Origin of the sequence: Glaesserella parasuis (genome assembly GCF_002015085.1) — a bacterium.
In the GTDB taxonomy this organism is placed as follows: Bacteria; Pseudomonadota; Gammaproteobacteria; order Enterobacterales; family Pasteurellaceae; genus Glaesserella; species Glaesserella parasuis.
In genome coordinates this window covers 82,532-100,707 of the sequence record NZ_MUXW01000001.1, presented here as the reverse complement: position 1 = coordinate 100,707, position 18,176 = coordinate 82,532, and the positions used below count along the sequence as shown (strand labels likewise).

11 protein-coding genes and 1 pseudogene are annotated in these 18,176 nt (G+C 43.9%); 8 read left to right on the top strand and 4 right to left on the bottom strand.

Annotated elements, in window-relative coordinates; genetic code table 11:
* On the top strand, window positions 1-4,317 hold a 4,317-nt coding region (locus B0183_RS12900; protein WP_165688504.1), incomplete at its 5' end, for a YadA-like family protein.
* A gap of 110 nt (window positions 4,318-4,427) precedes the next feature.
* Here the strand turns inward: B0183_RS12900 and B0183_RS00405 are convergent.
* Window positions 4,428-5,318: a LysR family transcriptional regulator gene (locus B0183_RS00405; RefSeq protein ID WP_021112293.1), complete on the bottom strand. Its 891-nt coding sequence runs from the start codon at window positions 5,316-5,318 to the stop codon at window positions 4,428-4,430.
* 137 nt (window positions 5,319-5,455) lie between these two features.
* Here B0183_RS00405 and topA point away from each other — a divergent pair, with 137 nt between their 5' ends.
* Window positions 5,456-8,068: a type I DNA topoisomerase gene (gene topA / locus B0183_RS00400; protein WP_078208165.1), complete on the top strand. Its 2,613-nt coding sequence runs from the start codon at window positions 5,456-5,458 to the stop codon at window positions 8,066-8,068.
* Window positions 8,069-8,114: 46 nt separating this feature from the next.
* On the opposite strand, the gene B0183_RS00395 is transcribed toward topA, so the two are convergent.
* The 3 genes from B0183_RS00395 to B0183_RS00385 all read right to left on the bottom strand — a co-directional run bounded on the left by B0183_RS00395 (window position 8,115) and on the right by B0183_RS00385 (window position 10,982).
* Entirely contained in the window at window positions 8,115-9,851 is a 1,737-nt protein-coding gene (locus tag B0183_RS00395) for a DUF3413 domain-containing protein (protein ID WP_078208164.1), read from the bottom strand.
* A 1-nt stretch (window position 9,852) separates the two neighbouring features.
* A complete protein-coding gene (locus B0183_RS00390) occupies window positions 9,853-10,077 on the bottom strand; it encodes a YejL family protein (RefSeq protein WP_078208163.1) in 225 nt (74 codons plus the stop codon).
* Between the two features lie 203 nt (window positions 10,078-10,280).
* Entirely contained in the window at window positions 10,281-10,982 is a 702-nt protein-coding gene (locus B0183_RS00385; RefSeq protein WP_021110592.1) for a 3-deoxy-D-manno-octulosonic acid kinase, read from the bottom strand.
* A gap of 118 nt (window positions 10,983-11,100) precedes the next feature.
* Between B0183_RS00385 and folE the strand changes: the two genes are divergently transcribed.
* From folE to fadD, 6 genes and pseudogenes are all read left to right on the top strand, one after another.
* Window positions 11,101-11,757 (top strand): GTP cyclohydrolase I FolE, encoded by a 657-nt coding sequence (folE, locus tag B0183_RS00380; RefSeq protein ID WP_021110593.1) that lies wholly within the window; start codon window positions 11,101-11,103, stop codon window positions 11,755-11,757.
* Between the two features lie 147 nt (window positions 11,758-11,904).
* Window positions 11,905-13,356 (top strand): tRNA uracil 4-sulfurtransferase ThiI, encoded by a 1,452-nt coding sequence (gene thiI, locus B0183_RS00375; protein WP_021114795.1) that lies wholly within the window; start codon window positions 11,905-11,907, stop codon window positions 13,354-13,356.
* Window positions 13,357-13,378: 22 nt separating this feature from the next.
* A complete protein-coding gene (gene glmU, locus B0183_RS00370) occupies window positions 13,379-14,740 on the top strand; it encodes a bifunctional UDP-N-acetylglucosamine diphosphorylase/glucosamine-1-phosphate N-acetyltransferase GlmU (RefSeq protein ID WP_078208162.1) in 1,362 nt (453 codons plus the stop codon).
* Window positions 14,741-15,027: 287 nt separating this feature from the next.
* Window positions 15,028-15,993 carry a MucB/RseB C-terminal domain-containing protein gene (locus tag B0183_RS00365; RefSeq protein WP_078208161.1) on the top strand — a complete coding sequence of 322 codons (966 nt, stop codon included), beginning with the start codon at window positions 15,028-15,030 and terminating at the stop codon, window positions 15,991-15,993.
* Entirely contained in the window at window positions 15,990-16,418 is a 429-nt protein-coding gene (locus B0183_RS00360) for a SoxR reducing system RseC family protein (RefSeq protein ID WP_021110597.1), read from the top strand. Before B0183_RS00365 ends, B0183_RS00360 begins: the two co-directional genes overlap by 4 nt.
* Before the next feature lie 10 nt (window positions 16,419-16,428).
* Window positions 16,429-18,130, top strand: a pseudogene (gene fadD, locus B0183_RS00355) (long-chain-fatty-acid--CoA ligase FadD).
* The last annotated feature ends 46 nt before the right edge of the window (window positions 18,131-18,176 follow it).

Genomic DNA, 18,176 nt, shown 5'->3' with positions numbered 1-18,176 from the left:
GGTAGAGATGGTGCACCAGGTCCTGCGGGCCCTAGAGGTGAACGAGGAGAACGAGGAGAACGAGGACCACAAGGTGATCCAGGTCCAATGGGTCCACAAGGTGCTAAGGGTGAACCAGGTCCTGCGGGTGCAACAGGTCCGATGGGTCCTCCGGGTCCAAGGGGAGAGCGGGGTGAACCAGGTCCGACAGGTCCTGCGGGTCCAACAGGACAAACAGGTCCAGCAGGACCTAGGGGTCCTAAAGGTGATCAAGGTCCGAAAGGGGATGCTGGTCCTGCGGGTCCAGCAGGTCCTCGGGGCCCTGCTGGTGAAACAGGTCCTAGAGGTGAACGAGGAGAACAAGGAGAACAAGGACTACAAGGTGTACCAGGTCCAGCAGGTCCTAGAGGTGAAAAGGGTCCTAAAGGTGAACAGGGTGATCAGGGACCAATAGGTCCGATGGGTCCTCCGGGTCCAGCAGGGGCTCGGGGTGAAGCAGGTCCTGCGGGAGAGCGCGGTCCTGCGGGTGCAACAGGTCCGATGGGTCCAGCAGGTCCTCGGGGCCCTGTGGGTCCTGCAGGTGAGCAAGGTCTGAAAGGGGATGCTGGTCCTGCGGGCCCAGTGGGTCCAGTTGGTCCTCGGGGCCCTGCTGGTGAAACAGGTCCTAGAGGTGAACGAGGAGAACCAGGAGCACCAGGTCCAATGGGTCCACAAGGACCGCAAGGGAAAGAGGGTCCAGTTGGTCCTGCGGGTGCAACAGGACAAACAGGTCCAGCAGGACCTAGGGGTCCTAAAGGTGATCCAGGTCAGAAAGGGGATGCTGGTCTGCAAGGTCCGAAAGGGGATGCTGGTCCAGCAGGTCCTGCGGGTCCAGTTGGTCCTCGGGGCCCTGCTGGTGAAACAGGTCCTAGAGGTGAACGAGGAGAACCAGGACTAGCGGGTCCAACAGGACCACAAGGTGCACCAGGTCCAGCAGGTCCAGTAGGTCCACAAGGTGCTAAGGGTGAGCGAGGAGAAACAGGTGAGCGCGGTCCTGCGGGCCCAGCAGGTCCAGTAGGTCCTGCGGGTGCAGTTGGTCCAGCAGGTCCACAAGGTGCTAAGGGTGATCCAGGTCCTGCGGGAGAGCGAGGTGAGCGCGGTCCTGCGGGTCCAGCAGGGGCTCCAGGAGTAGCTGGTCCTAAGGGCGATAGAGGTGAAGCTGGTCCGAAAGGTGAAGCAGGTCCAGCAGGTGCAATGGGTCCCGCGGGTCCAGTAGGTCCAGCAGGTCCTACGGGCCCAGCAGGTCCTCGGGGTGAACAAGGACAAAGAGGTGAAGCAGGTCCTGCAGGTGAGCGCGGTCCTGCAGGCCCAGAAGGTCCTAGAGGAGAGCGGGGTGAACCAGGTCCTAGAGGTGAACGAGGAGAACAAGGACCAGCGGGTCCAACAGGACCACAAGGTGCACCAGGTCCAATGGGTCCACAAGGTCCTAGAGGTGAACAAGGTCTTGCAGGTGCTAAGGGTGAGCAAGGTCCGAAAGGGGATGCGGGTCCAGCAGGTCCTCGGGGCCCTGCGGGTCCTAAAGGTGATCCAGGTCCGAAAGGGGATGCTGGTCCAAGAGGAGAGACAGGTCCTGCAGGTGCAATGGGTCCAGCAGGTCCTAGAGGTGAAAAGGGTCCTAAAGGTGACAAAGGTGAACAGGGTGATCAGGGACTAAAAGGTGAAACTGGTCCAGCAGGTCCTGCGGGTCCAGTGGGTCCAGTTGGTCCACAAGGTGCTAAGGGTGAGCAAGGTCCTAGAGGTGAACGAGGAGAACAAGGACCAGCGGGTCCAACAGGAGCACAAGGTGCACCAGGTGAGCGCGGTCCGAAAGGGGATACTGGTCCAAAAGGAGAGACAGGTCCTGCGGGTCCAGCAGGTCCTCAGGGCCCTGCTGGTGCAATAGGACCTAAGGGTGATAAAGGTGATGCGGGACCACAAGGTGAAACTGGTGCGACAGGTCCGATGGGTCCTGCTGGTGCTAGGGGAGAAAAAGGCGACACTGGCCCTGCGGGTCCAGAGGGTCCACAAGGTCCTAGAGGTGAACAAGGGACTCCAGGAGTAGCTGGTCCTAAGGGCGATAGAGGTGATAAAGGTGAACAGGGTGATCGAGGAGAAACAGGAGCACAAGGTGCACCAGGTGAGCGCGGTCCGAAAGGGGATGCAGGCCCAGAAGGTCCTAGAGGAGAGCAAGGTCCGAAAGGGGATACTGGTCCAAAAGGAGAGACAGGTCCTGCGGGTCCAGCAGGTCCTCAGGGCCCTGCTGGTGCAATAGGACCTAAGGGTGATAAAGGTGATGCGGGACCACAAGGTGAAACTGGTCCGACAGGTCCTGCGGGTCCAGCAGGTGCTAAGGGTGATCAAGGTCCAGTGGGAGAGCGAGGCGAGCAAGGTCCGAAAGGGGATACTGGTCCAAAAGGAGAGACAGGCCCTGCGGGTCCAGCAGGGGCTCAGGGTGAACAAGGTCCTAGAGGTGAACAAGGGATTCCAGGAGTAGCTGGTCCTAAGGGCGATAGAGGTGAAGTTGGTCCAATGGGTCCACAAGGTCCTGCAGGTGCTAAGGGTGAACCAGGTCCTATAGGTCCAGCAGGACCTAAGGGTGATAAAGGTGAACAGGGTGATCAAGGACCAAGAGGTGAAGCTGGTCCAGCAGGTCCTCAGGGCCCTGCTGGTGCAACAGGTCCTGAGGGTCCAGTTGGTCCGACAGGTCCTGCGGGTCCAACAGGTCCGAAAGGCGATACAGGCCCAGAAGGTCCTAAAGGAGAGCAAGGTCCAGTGGGTCCACAAGATCCTACAGGTGCTAAGGATTTAACGAACTTAAATTCTGTGACTTTAGGCACTGCGACAATGACTGGTGATAAGAATACAATCAACCTTACTGGTGCAGGAGAGAAAGTCGAGGAAGAGTTTGTTAAATGGGATCCAGTGACCAAACAACCTATTTATGATAAGGATGGCAATCTCCAGAAATATAAAGAGAAAGTTGATCCTCGTGTGAAATTGAGTGGTATTGCTGATGGTGATATTTCACCGAATAGTACTGATGCAGTGAATGGTCGCCAAGTTTACGCTTTAACCAATGGTAACCAAGTTGAACAGAAAAAAGATGGTTCTACAGTAACCTATGCTAAGGACAAAGATGGTTCAGTCATTACTGAAGTTAAACGCGATAAGAATGGCAATCCTGAATTGGATGCTGATGGTAACGAGATTGTACAAGCTAAAGAGTACACACTTACCACTTACAACGTGAAAGGTCAAACTGAGTTTGTTACAAACTCTGTGATTACTGCGATTCATAATATGAACGAACAAGGTATCAAGTTCTTCCATACAAATGATGGTGTAGCAGAGCCTATTAACCAAGCATCTAACGATATTGACTCAAGTGCTTCAGGTACTTATGCAACAGCTGTAGGTTATAAAGCTGTTGCGGCAGGTGATAATGCATTAGCTATAGGTAAAGGTGCAACCGCATCGGGTAAAAACTCAATTGCTATCGGTACTGGTAACCAAGTAATTGCGAATAAATCAGGTGCGTTTGGTGACCCGAATATCATTCGTGGTGTTCAAATTGGTACTGACAGTGCAGGTAATCCAATCTATAAAGGCATTGATGGAAGCTATGCATTCGGTAATGATAATGTAATTACATCAAGCAATACCTTTGTTCTTGGTAATAATGTGAATAATAAGCGTGATAGTAATGGTGCATTAACTTGGATGTCTGCAACTCCTGAAGGGACGGTTGAGAATTCCGTTTATTTAGGTAACAATACGACGGCTACAGCTGGTGATGGTAGTCAAACAGGCTCTCTCAAAAACTGGAAACAAGATGGTTCTAGAGGTTCAACGACTACAGCAGGATCGACTGGTACAGTATCAAGTGTAACGGTGGGTAACATGATTTATGATGGCTTCGCTGGTGCAACCGCAAACGGTGTGGTTTCCGTAGGTGCTGCAGGTGATGAGCGCCGTATCCAAAATGTTGCAACAGGGGAAATTTCTTCTACTTCAACCGATGCGATTAATGGTAGCCAGTTGTATAATGTTGCCTATAGATTGGGTGCGAAGTTAGAGAGCGAAGGTCGTCAACTTCGTGCGGGTATTGCTGCAACAACGGCTATGAGCAATATTCCACAAGTGACTTTACCAGGTAAAAGCACATTGGGTGCTGGTATTGGTACTTTCGAGGGACAAAATGCAGTTGCTGTTGGATTCTCAAGAATGTCTGATAATGGTCGTGTGATTCTTAAAGTTTCTGCAGGTGCAACTTCGCAAGGCAAATACAATGCTGGTGCAGGTATTGCATTACAGTGGTAAGATATTAAATATCTGAGTAAATATTAATAATAAAGGCTGCCTTCAAGTGTATTGATGGCAGCCTTTGATTCTTTGTGTGGTTTTTAATAGGATGGTGCTGGTTAAGTCTGTTAGAGGTGTATTTTCTGTTCTTGCATAAGCTGACTAAAAAATTCAATCGTCACTTTAACTTTAGGGGAAAGATAACGGCGATTTGGGTAGAGTAAACTAATATCTGATAACTCTTGTTCAAGATGAGGTAAAATCGGTATCAGTTCACCAGAGGCAAGCTCATCTTTAAGTAAAAATTTAGGGATATTAATGATCCCGTGTCCAGCTTTTGCCATTTGCACAAGAGCATAGCCATTATTACTATAAACTTGACTTTGTGGTTTAAATTTAATTTTATGACCGTTTTCATTAAATTGCCATAATGTTTGGCTTTCATAGAGCAGACATTGATGTTGCTGTAACTCTAAAGCGGTTTGTGGCGCACCAAATTTTTCCAAATAGCGAGGGGAGGCAACAATGAAATGTTGGGCTTGGGCGATCCGTTTTGCCACGATAGAACTGTCTTCGAGCTTCCCGATACGCAAAACGAGGTCGTATCCTTCCGCGACGATATCAACACGTCGGTCGCTAAATTCTAAATTAAGTTGCAGATGTGGATAGGTTTCGGTAAAACGGTGTAAATGTGGGGCAACAAAACGGGAGCCAAAATCCATCGGCAACGACATTGTGAGCTTCCCTTGTAGTGTTGAGGTAATGTTCGTTACACAGGCTTCAGCATCTTTGAGTTCGTTTAAAATGGGCTGACAGCGTTGGTAAAAAAGTAAACCTGCTTCCGTTGGACTGATACGGCGTGTGGTACGTTGTAATAAGCGAACGTTGAGGTGTTCTTCTAATTGAGCAACCAGTTTACTCGCCATTGCAAGAGAAATCTGCTCTTGTTGTGCCGCTTGGGTAAAACTTTGGGTTTCAATGACTTTACAAAATAGGTTTATTGCCTTGAGTTTATCCATAGATGTTAGCTTGATATTGTCTTTTAGGGAAATGCTTGCTATTGTTACAAAAATTTTGATGCAATTCAATTTTAATATTTACTTTTAAGAAATAATTTCAATATTATTTATATTATTATTTAATTTAGGTATTCTCAATGGGAAAATCATTAGTAATTGTCGAGTCGCCAGCTAAAGCTAAAACAATTAATAAATATCTAGGCAGTGACTTTGTGGTGAAATCAAGTGTCGGACATATCCGTGATTTACCAACAAGCGGTGCAGAAAAAGAGGAAAAAACCGAAAAAGCTAAAGCGGTTTCGACTAAAGGTATGACGGCAGAACAAAAAGCCTTAGTAAAATCAGAGAAAGAACGTACCGCTTTAGTGAAGCGTATGGGCGTGGATCCTTATCACGACTGGAATGCAACTTACCAAATTTTACCAGGTAAAGAAAAAGTGGTTTCAGAGCTGAAATCCCTTGCCAAGAAAGCTGATCATATTTATCTCGCCACCGACTTGGATAGAGAAGGGGAGGCGATTGCGTGGCATTTGCGCGAGGTGATTGGCGGTGAGAACGAGCGTTTTAGCCGTGTGGTGTTCAATGAAATTACCAAAAATGCGATCAAACAAGCCTTTGAAAAGCCTGAACAGCTCAATATGGATAGAGTAAATGCTCAACAAACACGCCGTTTCTTAGATCGTGTGGTGGGCTTTATGGTGTCGCCGTTGCTCTGGAAAAAAGTGGCTCGTGGCTTATCGGCTGGGCGTGTGCAGTCTGTGGCGGTGAAATTGTTGGTTGAGCGTGAACGTGAAATCAAGGCGTTCCAGCCTGAAGAGTTTTGGGATATTTTAGCCAAAACGTCTGCGAAAAAAGGCGATCTCGCTTTAGAACTTGTACAGCATAAAGGCAAAAAATTCTCAGCGAAAAACCAAAAAGAAGCAGAACAAGCGGTAAAATCTTTGCAAAATTCTGCATTTATCGTCACTGAAATTGATAAAAAACCAACTTCATCAAGAGCGAAAGCGCCGTTTATCACTTCCACTTTACAACAAACGGCAAGTACCCGTTTAGGTTTTAGCGTGAAGAAAACAATGATGTTGGCACAGCGTCTGTATGAAGCTGGCTACATCACCTATATGCGTACCGACTCAACTAACTTGAGCCAAGATGCACTGACGATGGCTCGTAGCTATATCGAAAAGCAATTTGGTGAGCGTTATTTGCCTGAAAAACCGAATTTTTATGCCAGCAAAGAGAAAGCGCAAGAGGCTCACGAAGCCATTCGTCCGTCTGATGTGATGGTGAAAATGCAAGATCTAAGCGGTATGGAAAAAGATGCAGAACGCCTATATGACTTGATTTGGCGACAATTCCTTGCTTGCCAAATGACTCCAGCGGAATATGACTCAACTAGTTTAACGGTAACGGCAGGGGATTACGAACTCAAAACCAAAGGGCGTGTATTACGTTTTGACGGTTGGACAAAAGTACTGCCAATTCAAGGCAAAACAGCGGAAGATCAAGAGTTGCCAGAAGTTAGTTTGAATGAAACCTTGAAACTGAACGCCGTTGAACCTAGCCAACACTTTACCAAACCGCCAGCACGTTATAGCGAAGCGGCGTTGGTGAAAGAGTTGGAAAAACGTGGGATCGGTCGTCCATCAACCTATGCAGCAATTATCTCAACCATTCAAGAGCGTGGCTATGTGCGAGTAGAAAACCGCCGTTTCTATGCAGAGAAAATGGGCGAGATCGTAACAGATCGCTTAAACGAAGCCTTTAGCGATTTAATGAACTACGATTTTACAGCAAATATGGAAGATACTCTCGACCAAATTGCGTCGGGCAATAGCAACTGGAAAGTCGAATTAAACCGCTTCTTTGCCGATTTCTCAGAAAAATTAACTACCGCAGAGCTTGATGAACTTGAAGGTGGAATGCGTCCGAATAATTTAGTAGCAACGGATATTCACTGCCCGACTTGCCAACGCCAAATGGCGATCCGCACCGCAAGCACAGGCGTGTTCTTAGGTTGTACAGGCTATGCCTTGTCGCCAAAAGAGCGTTGCAAAACCACGATGAACTTAATTCCAGAAGCGGAATTGCTGAATGTGTTAGACGAAGATTCGGAAACGAACGCATTAATGAAACGCAAACGTTGCCCGAAATGTGATACGGCAATGGACAGCTATGTGATCGATCCACAACGTAAAATTCACATTTGCGGAAATAACCCGAACTGCGACGGCTATGTGATCGAAGAAGGTTCTTTCAAAATTAAAGGCTATGACGGCCCGATTGTCGAATGTGACAAATGCGGTTCGGATATGCACTTAAAACTTGGGCGTTTCGGCAAATATATGGGCTGTACCAACTGTGACAACACTCGCAAAATTCTCAAAAATGGCGAAGTCGCCCCCCCACGAGAAGAACCAGTGGCATTCCCTGAGTTAAAATGCGAAAAATCGGACGCTTATTTTGTGCTACGAGATGGCGCAAGTGGTGTGTTTATGTCGGCACACAACTTCCCGAAATCCCGTGAAACACGCGCTCCGAAAGTGGCAGAATTAGCCTTATACCGTGATCGTTTGCCTGAAAAACTGCAATACCTTGCAGACGCACCACAACAAGACCCTGAAGGCAATGAAGCCATTATCCGCTTTAGCCGTAAAGAAAAACGTCAGTATGTGACCTCTGAGAAAAACGGCAAGGCAACCAAATGGATTGTGGATTACCTTGATGGCAAGTGGGTAGAAAGACATAGATAAAGGTAGAGGGCTAAGTCTGGTGGAATACGATACTTAGCCCTTTGATTTATTTTTCAATAAATAGATTACTTTGTTGAATAAGTTGTAAAAACAGGGCGAGTGGCGGACGGCTAGTCTGTTTTTCGCCTTGTAGATCAAAATGTTCAAAATCGCCTTTACGGTTAATATGAAATTGCTCGCCATTTGGCATTATCGCTACATTCCATTTATAGTTTGAGGCTAGAAGCCATTTTCGGCTATTTTCTTTCGTTAAATCAATACCTTGTGCATAATCGCTAATTGGCGATGTTACCCCGAAGAACTGGCTTAACAGTGTTGGAGCTATGTCTAAATGGCTAGAAGGTAAGCTATAGGTGCGGTTATCACCTTGCCAGTAGATAAGCATTGGTACTTGGATCCGAGCTTGTGCAAAACTGTTGTCGCTAGTGACCGCTTGTTCAGCAATATCAGAGGTAATTACAACTAAAGTACTTTGGGTTAAGCCTTGTTGTTCAAGAGTTTGCCAAATTTCATTGAATTGCCAATCTAAACTTTTGCTTTGTTGGGCATAGTCTATCCCTGCTGGAAGTTGTAGATCTAGATAGCTAAAAAATGCTTTGTCGCTACGTTTGCCGATCCAGTTTTTCCATTTCTCAATGGCTTCAAGATTGCTTTTTGTTTTAGGTAATTTGAAATGGGTAAATAAGGCTCTGTGGTAAATAGGTTCTGCAAAGCTGTTGTGTGAAAATAGCCCAAATTGGTAGTTTAGCTGTTGTAAACGAGCGATCAGTAGCGAAGGGGCTTTTTCGTTCAAAATTGCGTCTAAATAGCGTCCACTTAATCCGTAAAATAGTCCAACGACGCTACCGCTTAGACTATCACTGCTGTTGTAATGTTGGGTGAAACGGCGAGCATTTTGGCTGACTTGGTAAAGCGATGGCATTGTTTCTGCGGTAATCGCTTCATTTTTTAAGCCAGAGAGATTAATGAAAAGTACATTAGGCTTATGCTGTGGTTCAACAAATTGCAAGGCTTTGCGTGGGTAGTTGAGATAAAAGGTGTCTAACCGGCCGCTTTCTTCGATCTGCTGTTCTAATACTGCTCGGTCGATAAGTCCGTGTTTTTCAAGGAAACTACGCGCAGTCATTGGGTAGGAAAGCGGATAGTTTGCTTTTTGGGCGGTAATCGGGCGATATAGGGTCATATCCGCCCACGCATAGAGTAAATGGGTAGCTGTGAAGCAAGTTAGAAACAGTATTGCAACATATTTTCCCCACTTCTGACGATTGAAACTACGGAGCTTATTCCAACACCAACGAGAGTAAAGCATTTCTGCTAATAAAATGAGTGGCATTGGCACAAAAGGCAATTGCCATTGGCGTGTCAGTTCGCCGTCGTCGTTAGGATTGACTAATAGATCCCAAACAAGCGGTGACAAATGGAGGTAAAAACGCTTAAAGACTTCGGTATCAACTAATAGGATCGTCATTCCGACAGTGGCAAATATCACTGAAATACTACGGAAAGCTCGGTTATTTTTAATCAGAAAGCTCAGGGGAAAGAGCAACAGCAGATATAGTGCAAAGACGACAAAGCTAAAATGCCCAAATAAGCTAATAAAAAAATAGAGCTTGCCGAAAAGGGTGTTTGGCCAGTCGGCATTAAAGGCATAGCGAGAGGAAATCAGCAACGCCACAACGATATTAAATAACGCAAACCAGTGACCCCAACTAATACGTTGTGAGATCTCTTCTCGATATTGCCGAGAATTTTCAGGAAGAAGGTGGCGAAGTTGATTTAACATATTATTTCGCCGATTTTAATGAGTTTTTTAAGGCAGAGCTAAATGCCTCAGCAAGCACTTCACGTTGCTGTGGGCTTTGCACGTTGGTGACTAAAATGTTCGTTACCATATTCCCCAAAACCATTAACGAGAGAACGACTGGGGCTTTGTGTTTTTCAAGGGGTACAATAAGATCGTTTAATAGTGCTTCAATTTGTTTATCTTGATATTTTGATTTGGTTGCCATTGGAGTTACATCTTAAAAAATAAAATTGGTGGGAATAGTAGCATAAAAGTGATTTACAAGCGGTGAGTTTTACGCAATTTTTCAATATTATTTTGGTTTTTAAGTATGGAAAACGTCTAGCGTTTGCAAGGGGAAGTCTTATTTGGGAGAACTATGTTGACGTCCCTGTCCTTTTGGGTATGGGGGACGTCAAAGTGAGCGTTTTAGTTGTTCATATAGCTCTGGTATAGGATTTCCCAGTCTTGTGGGTAAAAATGGATAGATAATCTTCCTTTCTCTTTATTAAAAGATCGCAATAGCCGATCCAAATTGCCTTGCTTCCATTCATTCCCTTGCTGGATTTGGCATTTATCAAAATCAATCAGCCAAAATATTCCTTGATTGTCGATCAAAATATTATGAATGTTGAGATCTGAGTGATGAACTTGATGATCGTGTAGCAGGCGAATCAGTTGCCCAATCTGCTGATATTGTGCTGGTGTTAAGCTCTTTGTTTGTAGATATTGGCTCAGATCTTGGGTATCTGCAATTTTTTCTAACAAAATATCCGCTTGATAGAAACAACATTGACGTTTCACTCTAATTGCAATCGGCCGAGGCACTGGAATTTGCCATTTAGAGAGCTGAGCGAGCAAACGAAATTCTTGCATTGCTCGTGTTTTTTCATGGCTTTGAAAAAGATAGCGATCTTTGACGAGCTTACCAAATAAGCCACCACGATAATAATGACGAAGCACACTATTTACACCGAGTTCTTTTTCGGTGTTGAGAAACCAAGTTGTACCACGCCCTTTTGATGAACCTAACAAGCGGTTGGATTGACTGAAATCTTTGCAATCTAGTAATTGCTGCACAAAAGATTGTTTTTCATCGGCGACAAGTTGAGTATTAAAATGGTAATACATATTTTATTATTCTCTTTTTGATGTAATTGCGAATGATTCTACACGATTTTTGTGGATTGCGTTGTATTTTTAAGGCAATTTGGTAGAATCTTTCGCTTAAATTTTTAGAGGATCATCAATGAGCAACATCTCTCCAGAAGCCCAAAGTGTGCGTGATGCACTTCTTGCAAAAGGGATTGAAACCCCAACGGTTTGCCATCAGAAAGATAAAGATTCTCGTCGTAATGAAATCCAGCAACATATGCGTGCTGTCCTTGAATTATTAGGTTTGGATTTACGCGACGACAGTTTAGAAGAAACGCCACATCGTTTAGCGAAAATGTATATGGACGAAATCTTTAGCGGTTTAGATTATGAAACCTTTCCAAAAATCACAAAAATCAAAAACCAGATGAAAGTGAGCGAGATGGTTTTGGTGGACGATATTACCCTAACCAGCACCTGTGAACATCACTTTGTAACAATTGATGGTAAAGTGGCCGTGGCGTATTACCCAAAAGATTGGGTTATTGGATTATCAAAAATTAACCGTGTTGTGCAGTTTTTTGCGCAACGTCCACAGGTTCAAGAACGTTTTACCGAGCAGATTTTAACGGCATTTCAAACCATTTTAGAAACGGAAGATGTGGCGGTTTATGTGAAAGCAACCCATTTCTGTGTGAAATGTCGTGGTGTTAAAGATACGCATAGCCAAACAATGACATCTGCATTCGGCGGTGTGTTTTTGCAAGACAGAGATACTCGCAAAGAGTTCTTATCGTTAATTAACAAATAAGTGTTTGGTTTAGTGCTTAATTATGTCTATGGAATATAACATTACTTTCCTCGATCATCTTATGTGATGTGTGATTAGGTAGAGGTAGTAATGCTGAAATAATTAATAGGCAAGTATTATTTGAAGTAGGTACAAATATTGTAAGTTATGAAATTTATTATCAAACTTTTCCCTGAAATTATGATTAAAAGCGATTCCGTGCGTAAACGCTTTATCAAAATTTTAACCTCCAATATCCGTAATGTGTTACTGCGTGAAACAGAAAATGTGGCAGTAATTCGCAACTGGGATTTTATTGAAGTGCGAGCAAAAGTCGCTGAAGAAGCTCCACTCGTGCTGGGTTTACTCAAACGCACTCCTGGTATTCATCATATTCTTGAAGTAGAAGAAATGCCGTTTACCACAATGCATGACATTTTTGAGCATACCCTTGCGAAAGTAAAAGGGGAATTAGAGGGTAAAACCTTCTGCGTGCGTGTTCGCCGTAAAGGTAAGCACGATTTCCGCTCGCTTGATGTGGAACGTTATGTGGGCGGCGGCTTAAATCAGCATATCGAATCGGCAAGTGTGAAATTGACTAATCCTGATGTAACGGTGCGTATTGATATTGACCAGGATAAGATGTTGCTCATCAAGGCTCGTCACGAAGGTTTAGGCGGTTATCCGATTGGTACGCAGGAAGATGTGCTATCGCTGATTTCTGGCGGTTTTGACTCAGGCGTATCAAGTTATATGCTAATTCGCCGTGGTTCTCGTGTGCATTATTGCTTCTTCAATCTTGGCGGTGCGGCACACGAAATCGGTGTGAAACAGATGGCGTACCATATTTGGAGCCGTTACAGCTCGTCCCATAAAGTGCGCTTTGTAGCAATCAACTTTGAAAATGTGGTCGGCGAGATTTTAGAAAAAGTCGATAACGGACAGATGGGTGTGGTGTTAAAACGAATGATGGTGCGTGCTGCCAGCAAAATTGCCGAACGTTTTGATATTCAAGCGATTGTGACTGGTGAGGCGTTAGGGCAAGTATCTAGCCAAACCTTGACCAACTTACGTTTGATCGACAAGGCTTCCGATACTTTAGTGTTACGGCCACTGATTACCCACGATAAAGAGCAAATCATCGCAATGGCAAAAGAGATTGGCACAGATGATATTGCCAAATCGATGCCGGAATTTTGTGGCGTGATTTCAAAAAATCCAACAGTAAAAGCGATTGAAAGTAAAATTATCGAAGAAGAAGGCAACTTCAACTTTGACGTTCTCGAACAAGCGGTACAAAACGCCCATTATTTAGATATTCGTGAAATTGCTCAACAGACGGAAAAAGAGGTGGTATCTGTCGAAACCACTTCGGAATTAGGCGAAAACGATGTGATTTTGGATATTCGTAGCCCTGAAGAAGTGGATGAAAAACCGTTCAGCCTTGAAGGAGTTGAAGTCAAAGAGCTACCGTTCTATAAACTCTCTAATCATTTCGGCAACTTAGATCAATCGAAAATCTATCTGCTCTATTGTCAGCGTGGTGTGATGAGCAAATTGCAAGCTCTTTATTTGAAAGAGAATGGTTTTAGTAATGTAAAAGTTTTCAGTATCCTCTAGTTATTTTAATTAAGGAGTTAATATGACTCAACTAAGCGTTGTGATTTTAGCAGCGGGTAAAGGCACTCGTATGTATTCAGATTTACCAAAAGTTTTGCACCCGATTGCAGGAAAACCGATGGTAAAACACGTGATTGATACAGCAAAACAGCTGTCGGCAAAACAAATTCACTTAATTTATGGTCACGGCGGTGATTTATTACAACAACGCTTATCTGCAGAGCCAGTAAATTGGGTTTTACAAGCGGAGCAATTAGGCACAGGACACGCAATGCAACAGGCTGCTCCATTTTTTGCCAATGATGAAAACATTTTAATGCTTTATGGCGATGCGCCTTTGATTACTGCGACAACTTTAGAGAAATTGATTGCGGCTAAACCTGAAAATGGGATAGCGTTATTAACAGTGGTATTGGATAACCCAACGGGTTACGGTCGTATCATCCGTGAAAATGGTTCCGTAGTTGCGATTGTGGAACAAAAAGATGCTAACCCTGAGCAATTAAAGATCCAAGAGATTAATACAGGGGTAATGGTTGCAAGTGGTGCTAGTTTCAAAAAATGGTTATCGCAATTAGATAATAACAATGCTCAAGGCGAGTATTACATTACTGATGTGATTGCAATGGCAAACCGTGATGGTTATAAAGTTGAAGCTGTTCAGGCAAAAAATTTAATGGAAGTTGAAGGGGCAAATAACCGCTTGCAACTTGCTGCACTAGAGCGTTATTACCAAAAAGCACAAGCGGAAAAATTGTTATTGGCTGGCGTGACGATCATTGATCCTGCTCGTTTTGATTTGCGAGGTACGGTAACGCACGGTAAAGATGTGGTTATTGATGTGAATGTGATTTTAGAAGGTGCTATCCAGTTAGGCAATAACGTTAAAATTGGGGCTGGCAGTGTGCTGAAAAATGTGGTGCTAGGTGATAATGTTGAGATTAAGCCTTATTCTGTCTTAGAAGATAGTGTGATCGGCGAAAGTGCTGATGTTGGCCCATTCGCACGTTTGCGTCCAGGTACAGAGCTGGCAGCAAAAGCTCACGTTGGTAACTTTGTGGAAATCAAAAAATCTACCATTGGTGAAGGTTCAAAAGTGGGGCATTTAACCTATATTGGCGACAGTGAAATTGGTGCAAATGTGAATATTGGCGCTGGCACTATTACTTGTAACTATGATGGAGCTAATAAATTTAAAACTATCATTGGTGATAATGTGTTTGTCGGATCTGATACTCAGTTAGTTGCCCCTGTGACTGTCGCAAGCGGTGCAACCATTGGGGCTGGTTCAACCATCACCAAAGATGTGGCGGCTGATGAACTGGTTATTACCCGTGTACCACAACGCCATATTCAAGGTTGGCAACGTCCGACGAAGAAATAATTCATTGTACTAGGAAAATCCTCTTTTGGTGTAAAAGAGGATTTTTTATCAGCTCTGTGCCGTAAAACTCTGCTTGCAAGATGCAGGGATATGATGTGTCAAGAATCTATGCTGTTTTAATCTTCATTAATATGGGCGTTGAGAATGTTGGGACATGGGGTTCATAGTAATAATCATACTATTACAATTTTAGTATTATATTTGGTAATATATTTCGCACTTTTCCGCAAATGTAATGCTAAAAAGCCGCAGAATATTACCGCTTGTTTAAATGGTGTAGGTGTTTTATGAAAAAATATATTGCCTTATTAATTAGCTTGTTTATCTCTATAATGGGGATAGCACAGCCGTTATCTACGCCATTAGACTATTTGACTGCGATGAATAAAGCTCATCAAACTTTAAACTATGAGCAGCTTTATCTTTTTCAAAAAGGTGATGATGTAACTTCGTTACGTTATCGGCATGCTTATTATAATGGGCATGAGTATGCTCAATTACTTCATCTTGATGCGATAAGAGAGGAGATGATTTTAAGGGAAAATGTGGTGGGTTATTTTGGTGATTATCAGCCGTTTAGTTTGAAAACACCCCATATTTTAGATGATTTCCCGACGGTCGTTTATAGTGATTTTTCTCAGCTTGATGGCTATGCATTTTTAGATAATGGGAAAATGCGTGTGGCAGATCGTATTGCGAGGGTTATTCGAATTGTGCCAAGAGATGATTTCCGTTATCAATATATGTTGTGGATTGATGAGGAAAATTATCTGCTGTTGCAGAGTCACTTGTTGGATAGAGATAATAATGTGTTAGAGCAATTTAGGACAATTCAATCTGTGGTAGGTGATCAATTATTGTACATTGTGGAACCGATTCGTACATTAATTCTTCCAACGCTGTTGCAAACTAAAATACATTCGGAACTAAAACCTTTAGAATGGCAACTAAAATGGGTACCTCGTGGATTTAAGCAGGTGGCTTCGGGGCAACAAAATTTGTCTGAGATACTGGCTCAAGATGAGCAGATTGAAAGTCGATTATACAGTGATGGTCTGTTCTCTTTTACGGTATATCTCTTACAAAATAAGGGGATTTCATTTCAAGATCAGTTTTGGCGTGAGGGAAAAACCAGTGTTTATAGCCAGACAATCGGGGATAAAGATGTGATTATTGTGGGTGAAATTCCATTAGCATCGGCACGCCATATTGTGCAAGAGATTGAATTTAGCTCGCAGGGTGAAAAACAATGATGATTGAACAAGCCACTGTTATTCAGTATCAAAATGGAATTGCTAGAGTGCAATGCCAAGCAAAATCTAGTTGTGGCGGTTGTGTAGCTCAAAGCCATTGCGGTTCAAAAGCCCTTTCTGCATTGGCGGGGGAAAAATTTGCACCGCAATTTGATTTAGTGATTGCAATGCCTTTGCAAGTCGGTGATAAAGTGAAAATTGGGTTAGCCGAGAGAAGTTTGTTAGAAGGTGTTTTTTGGTTATATGCGGTGCCATTATTTGTGATTGTGTTATCAACATTGGTTTTATCGCAATGGCTTCACAATGAATTATGGGTGGCTGCTGGGGTGTTGTGTACTACGGCAGTGACTTTTTTTATGATTAAAAGAGCTATTGCTCAAAAATCTCAGGCTCAGTTTATTCCTGTATTTTTGGGTAAAGTTTAAAGGAGATGTAATGGAAAAAATTTGGTTTGATAATTATCCAGCAGAGGCTGAACGTACCTTAGATGTGGAGCCTTACGAGTCGTTGGTGGAGATGTTTGAAAAGGCGGTACAACGCCACCCTGATATTCCTGCTTATATTAATATGGGCCAGGTACTTACATTTCGTAAATTGGAAGAGCGTAGCCGTGCTTTTGCTGCATATTTGCAAAATGAATTACGCCTTGAGAAAGGTGAACGCATTGCGTTGATGATGCCGAATTTGTTGCAATATCCGATTGCGTTGTTTGGTGCGTTGCGTGCAGGGTTAGTGGTGGTGAATGTCAATCCGCTTTATACACCGCGTGAATTAGAGCATCAATTGAATGATAGTGGAGCTAAGGCGATTGTCGTCGTGTCAAACTTTGCGGCAACCTTAGAAAAAGTGGTGTTCAATACGCAGGTGAAGCACGTTATTTTGACCCGTATGGGCGATCAGCTCTCTTTTGGTAAGCGTACGCTGGTCAACTTTGTTGTGAAGTATGTGAAAAAATTGGTGCCTAAATATAAATTGCCACATGCGGTCAGTTTCCGTGAGGCATTAAGTATCGGGAAACAGCGTCAATATGTAAGACCAACGCTCTATAAAAATGATCTGGCGTTTCTTCAATATACAGGCGGAACAACAGGAGTGGCTAAAGGGGCAATGCTAAGTCATAGCAATGTGATTGCCAATATTCTTCAAGCAAAATGGGTAGCCTATCCTTTAATCCAACGAAGCCAAGAGCGAATTGGGGTAATTGCTCTGCCGCTCTATCACGTTTTTTGCTTTGACAGTGAATTGTTTATTATTTATCGAACTAGGTGTAACGGGGTTGTTAATTACTAACCCTCGTGATATTCCAGCTTTTGTGAAAGAGTTGAAGAAGTATCCTGTGATGGCGATTACAGGGGTAAATACTTTGTTTAATGCGTTACTGAATAATCCTCAACTGAAAGAAGTTGATTTTTCTAACTTGAAGCTCTCTGTAGGCGGTGGTGCAGCAATTCAGCGTGCGGTGGCGGATCGTTGGCATAAGACAACGGGGTGCCACATTATTGAAGGTTATGGCATGACCGAATGTTCCCCATTGATTGCGGCAACACGTAACGATTCTACGGAGTATTCGGGATCTATTGGTGTGCCAGTACCAAATACCGACATTCGTATTGTTGATGATGCTGGTAATGATTTACCGATAGGTGAGCGTGGCGAGTTATGGGTAAAAGGCCCTCAAGTAATGCAAGGTTATTGGCAATGCCCTGAAGATACCGCAGAAGTGCTAAAAGATGGCTGGATGGCAACAGGTGATATTGTTGAGCTGGGACAAGACCTCAATTTACGCATTGTTGATCGTAAAAAAGATATGATTATTGTATCTGGTTTTAATGTGTATCCTAATGAGATCGAAGATGTTGTGGCATTACATCCGAAAGTGAATGAAGTGGTTGTGGTTGGTATTCCAAGTGAAGTATCGGGTGAAAGTATTAAGGTCTTTGTGACTAAAAAAGATGAAAGTCTGACCCGTGAGGAATTACGTAATCACTGTCGCCAGCATTTAACAGGCTATAAAATTCCTCGTGAAATTGAATTCCGTGATGAGCTACCGAAAAGTAACATTGGCAAGATTTTACGCCGTGTGTTGAGAGATGAGGAAGTTGCTCGAGTGAAATCACAGATGGAAGGAAAATTGTAGTGAGAATAAGTGGTATATCTGCGGTTGAGATATACCACTAGTCATT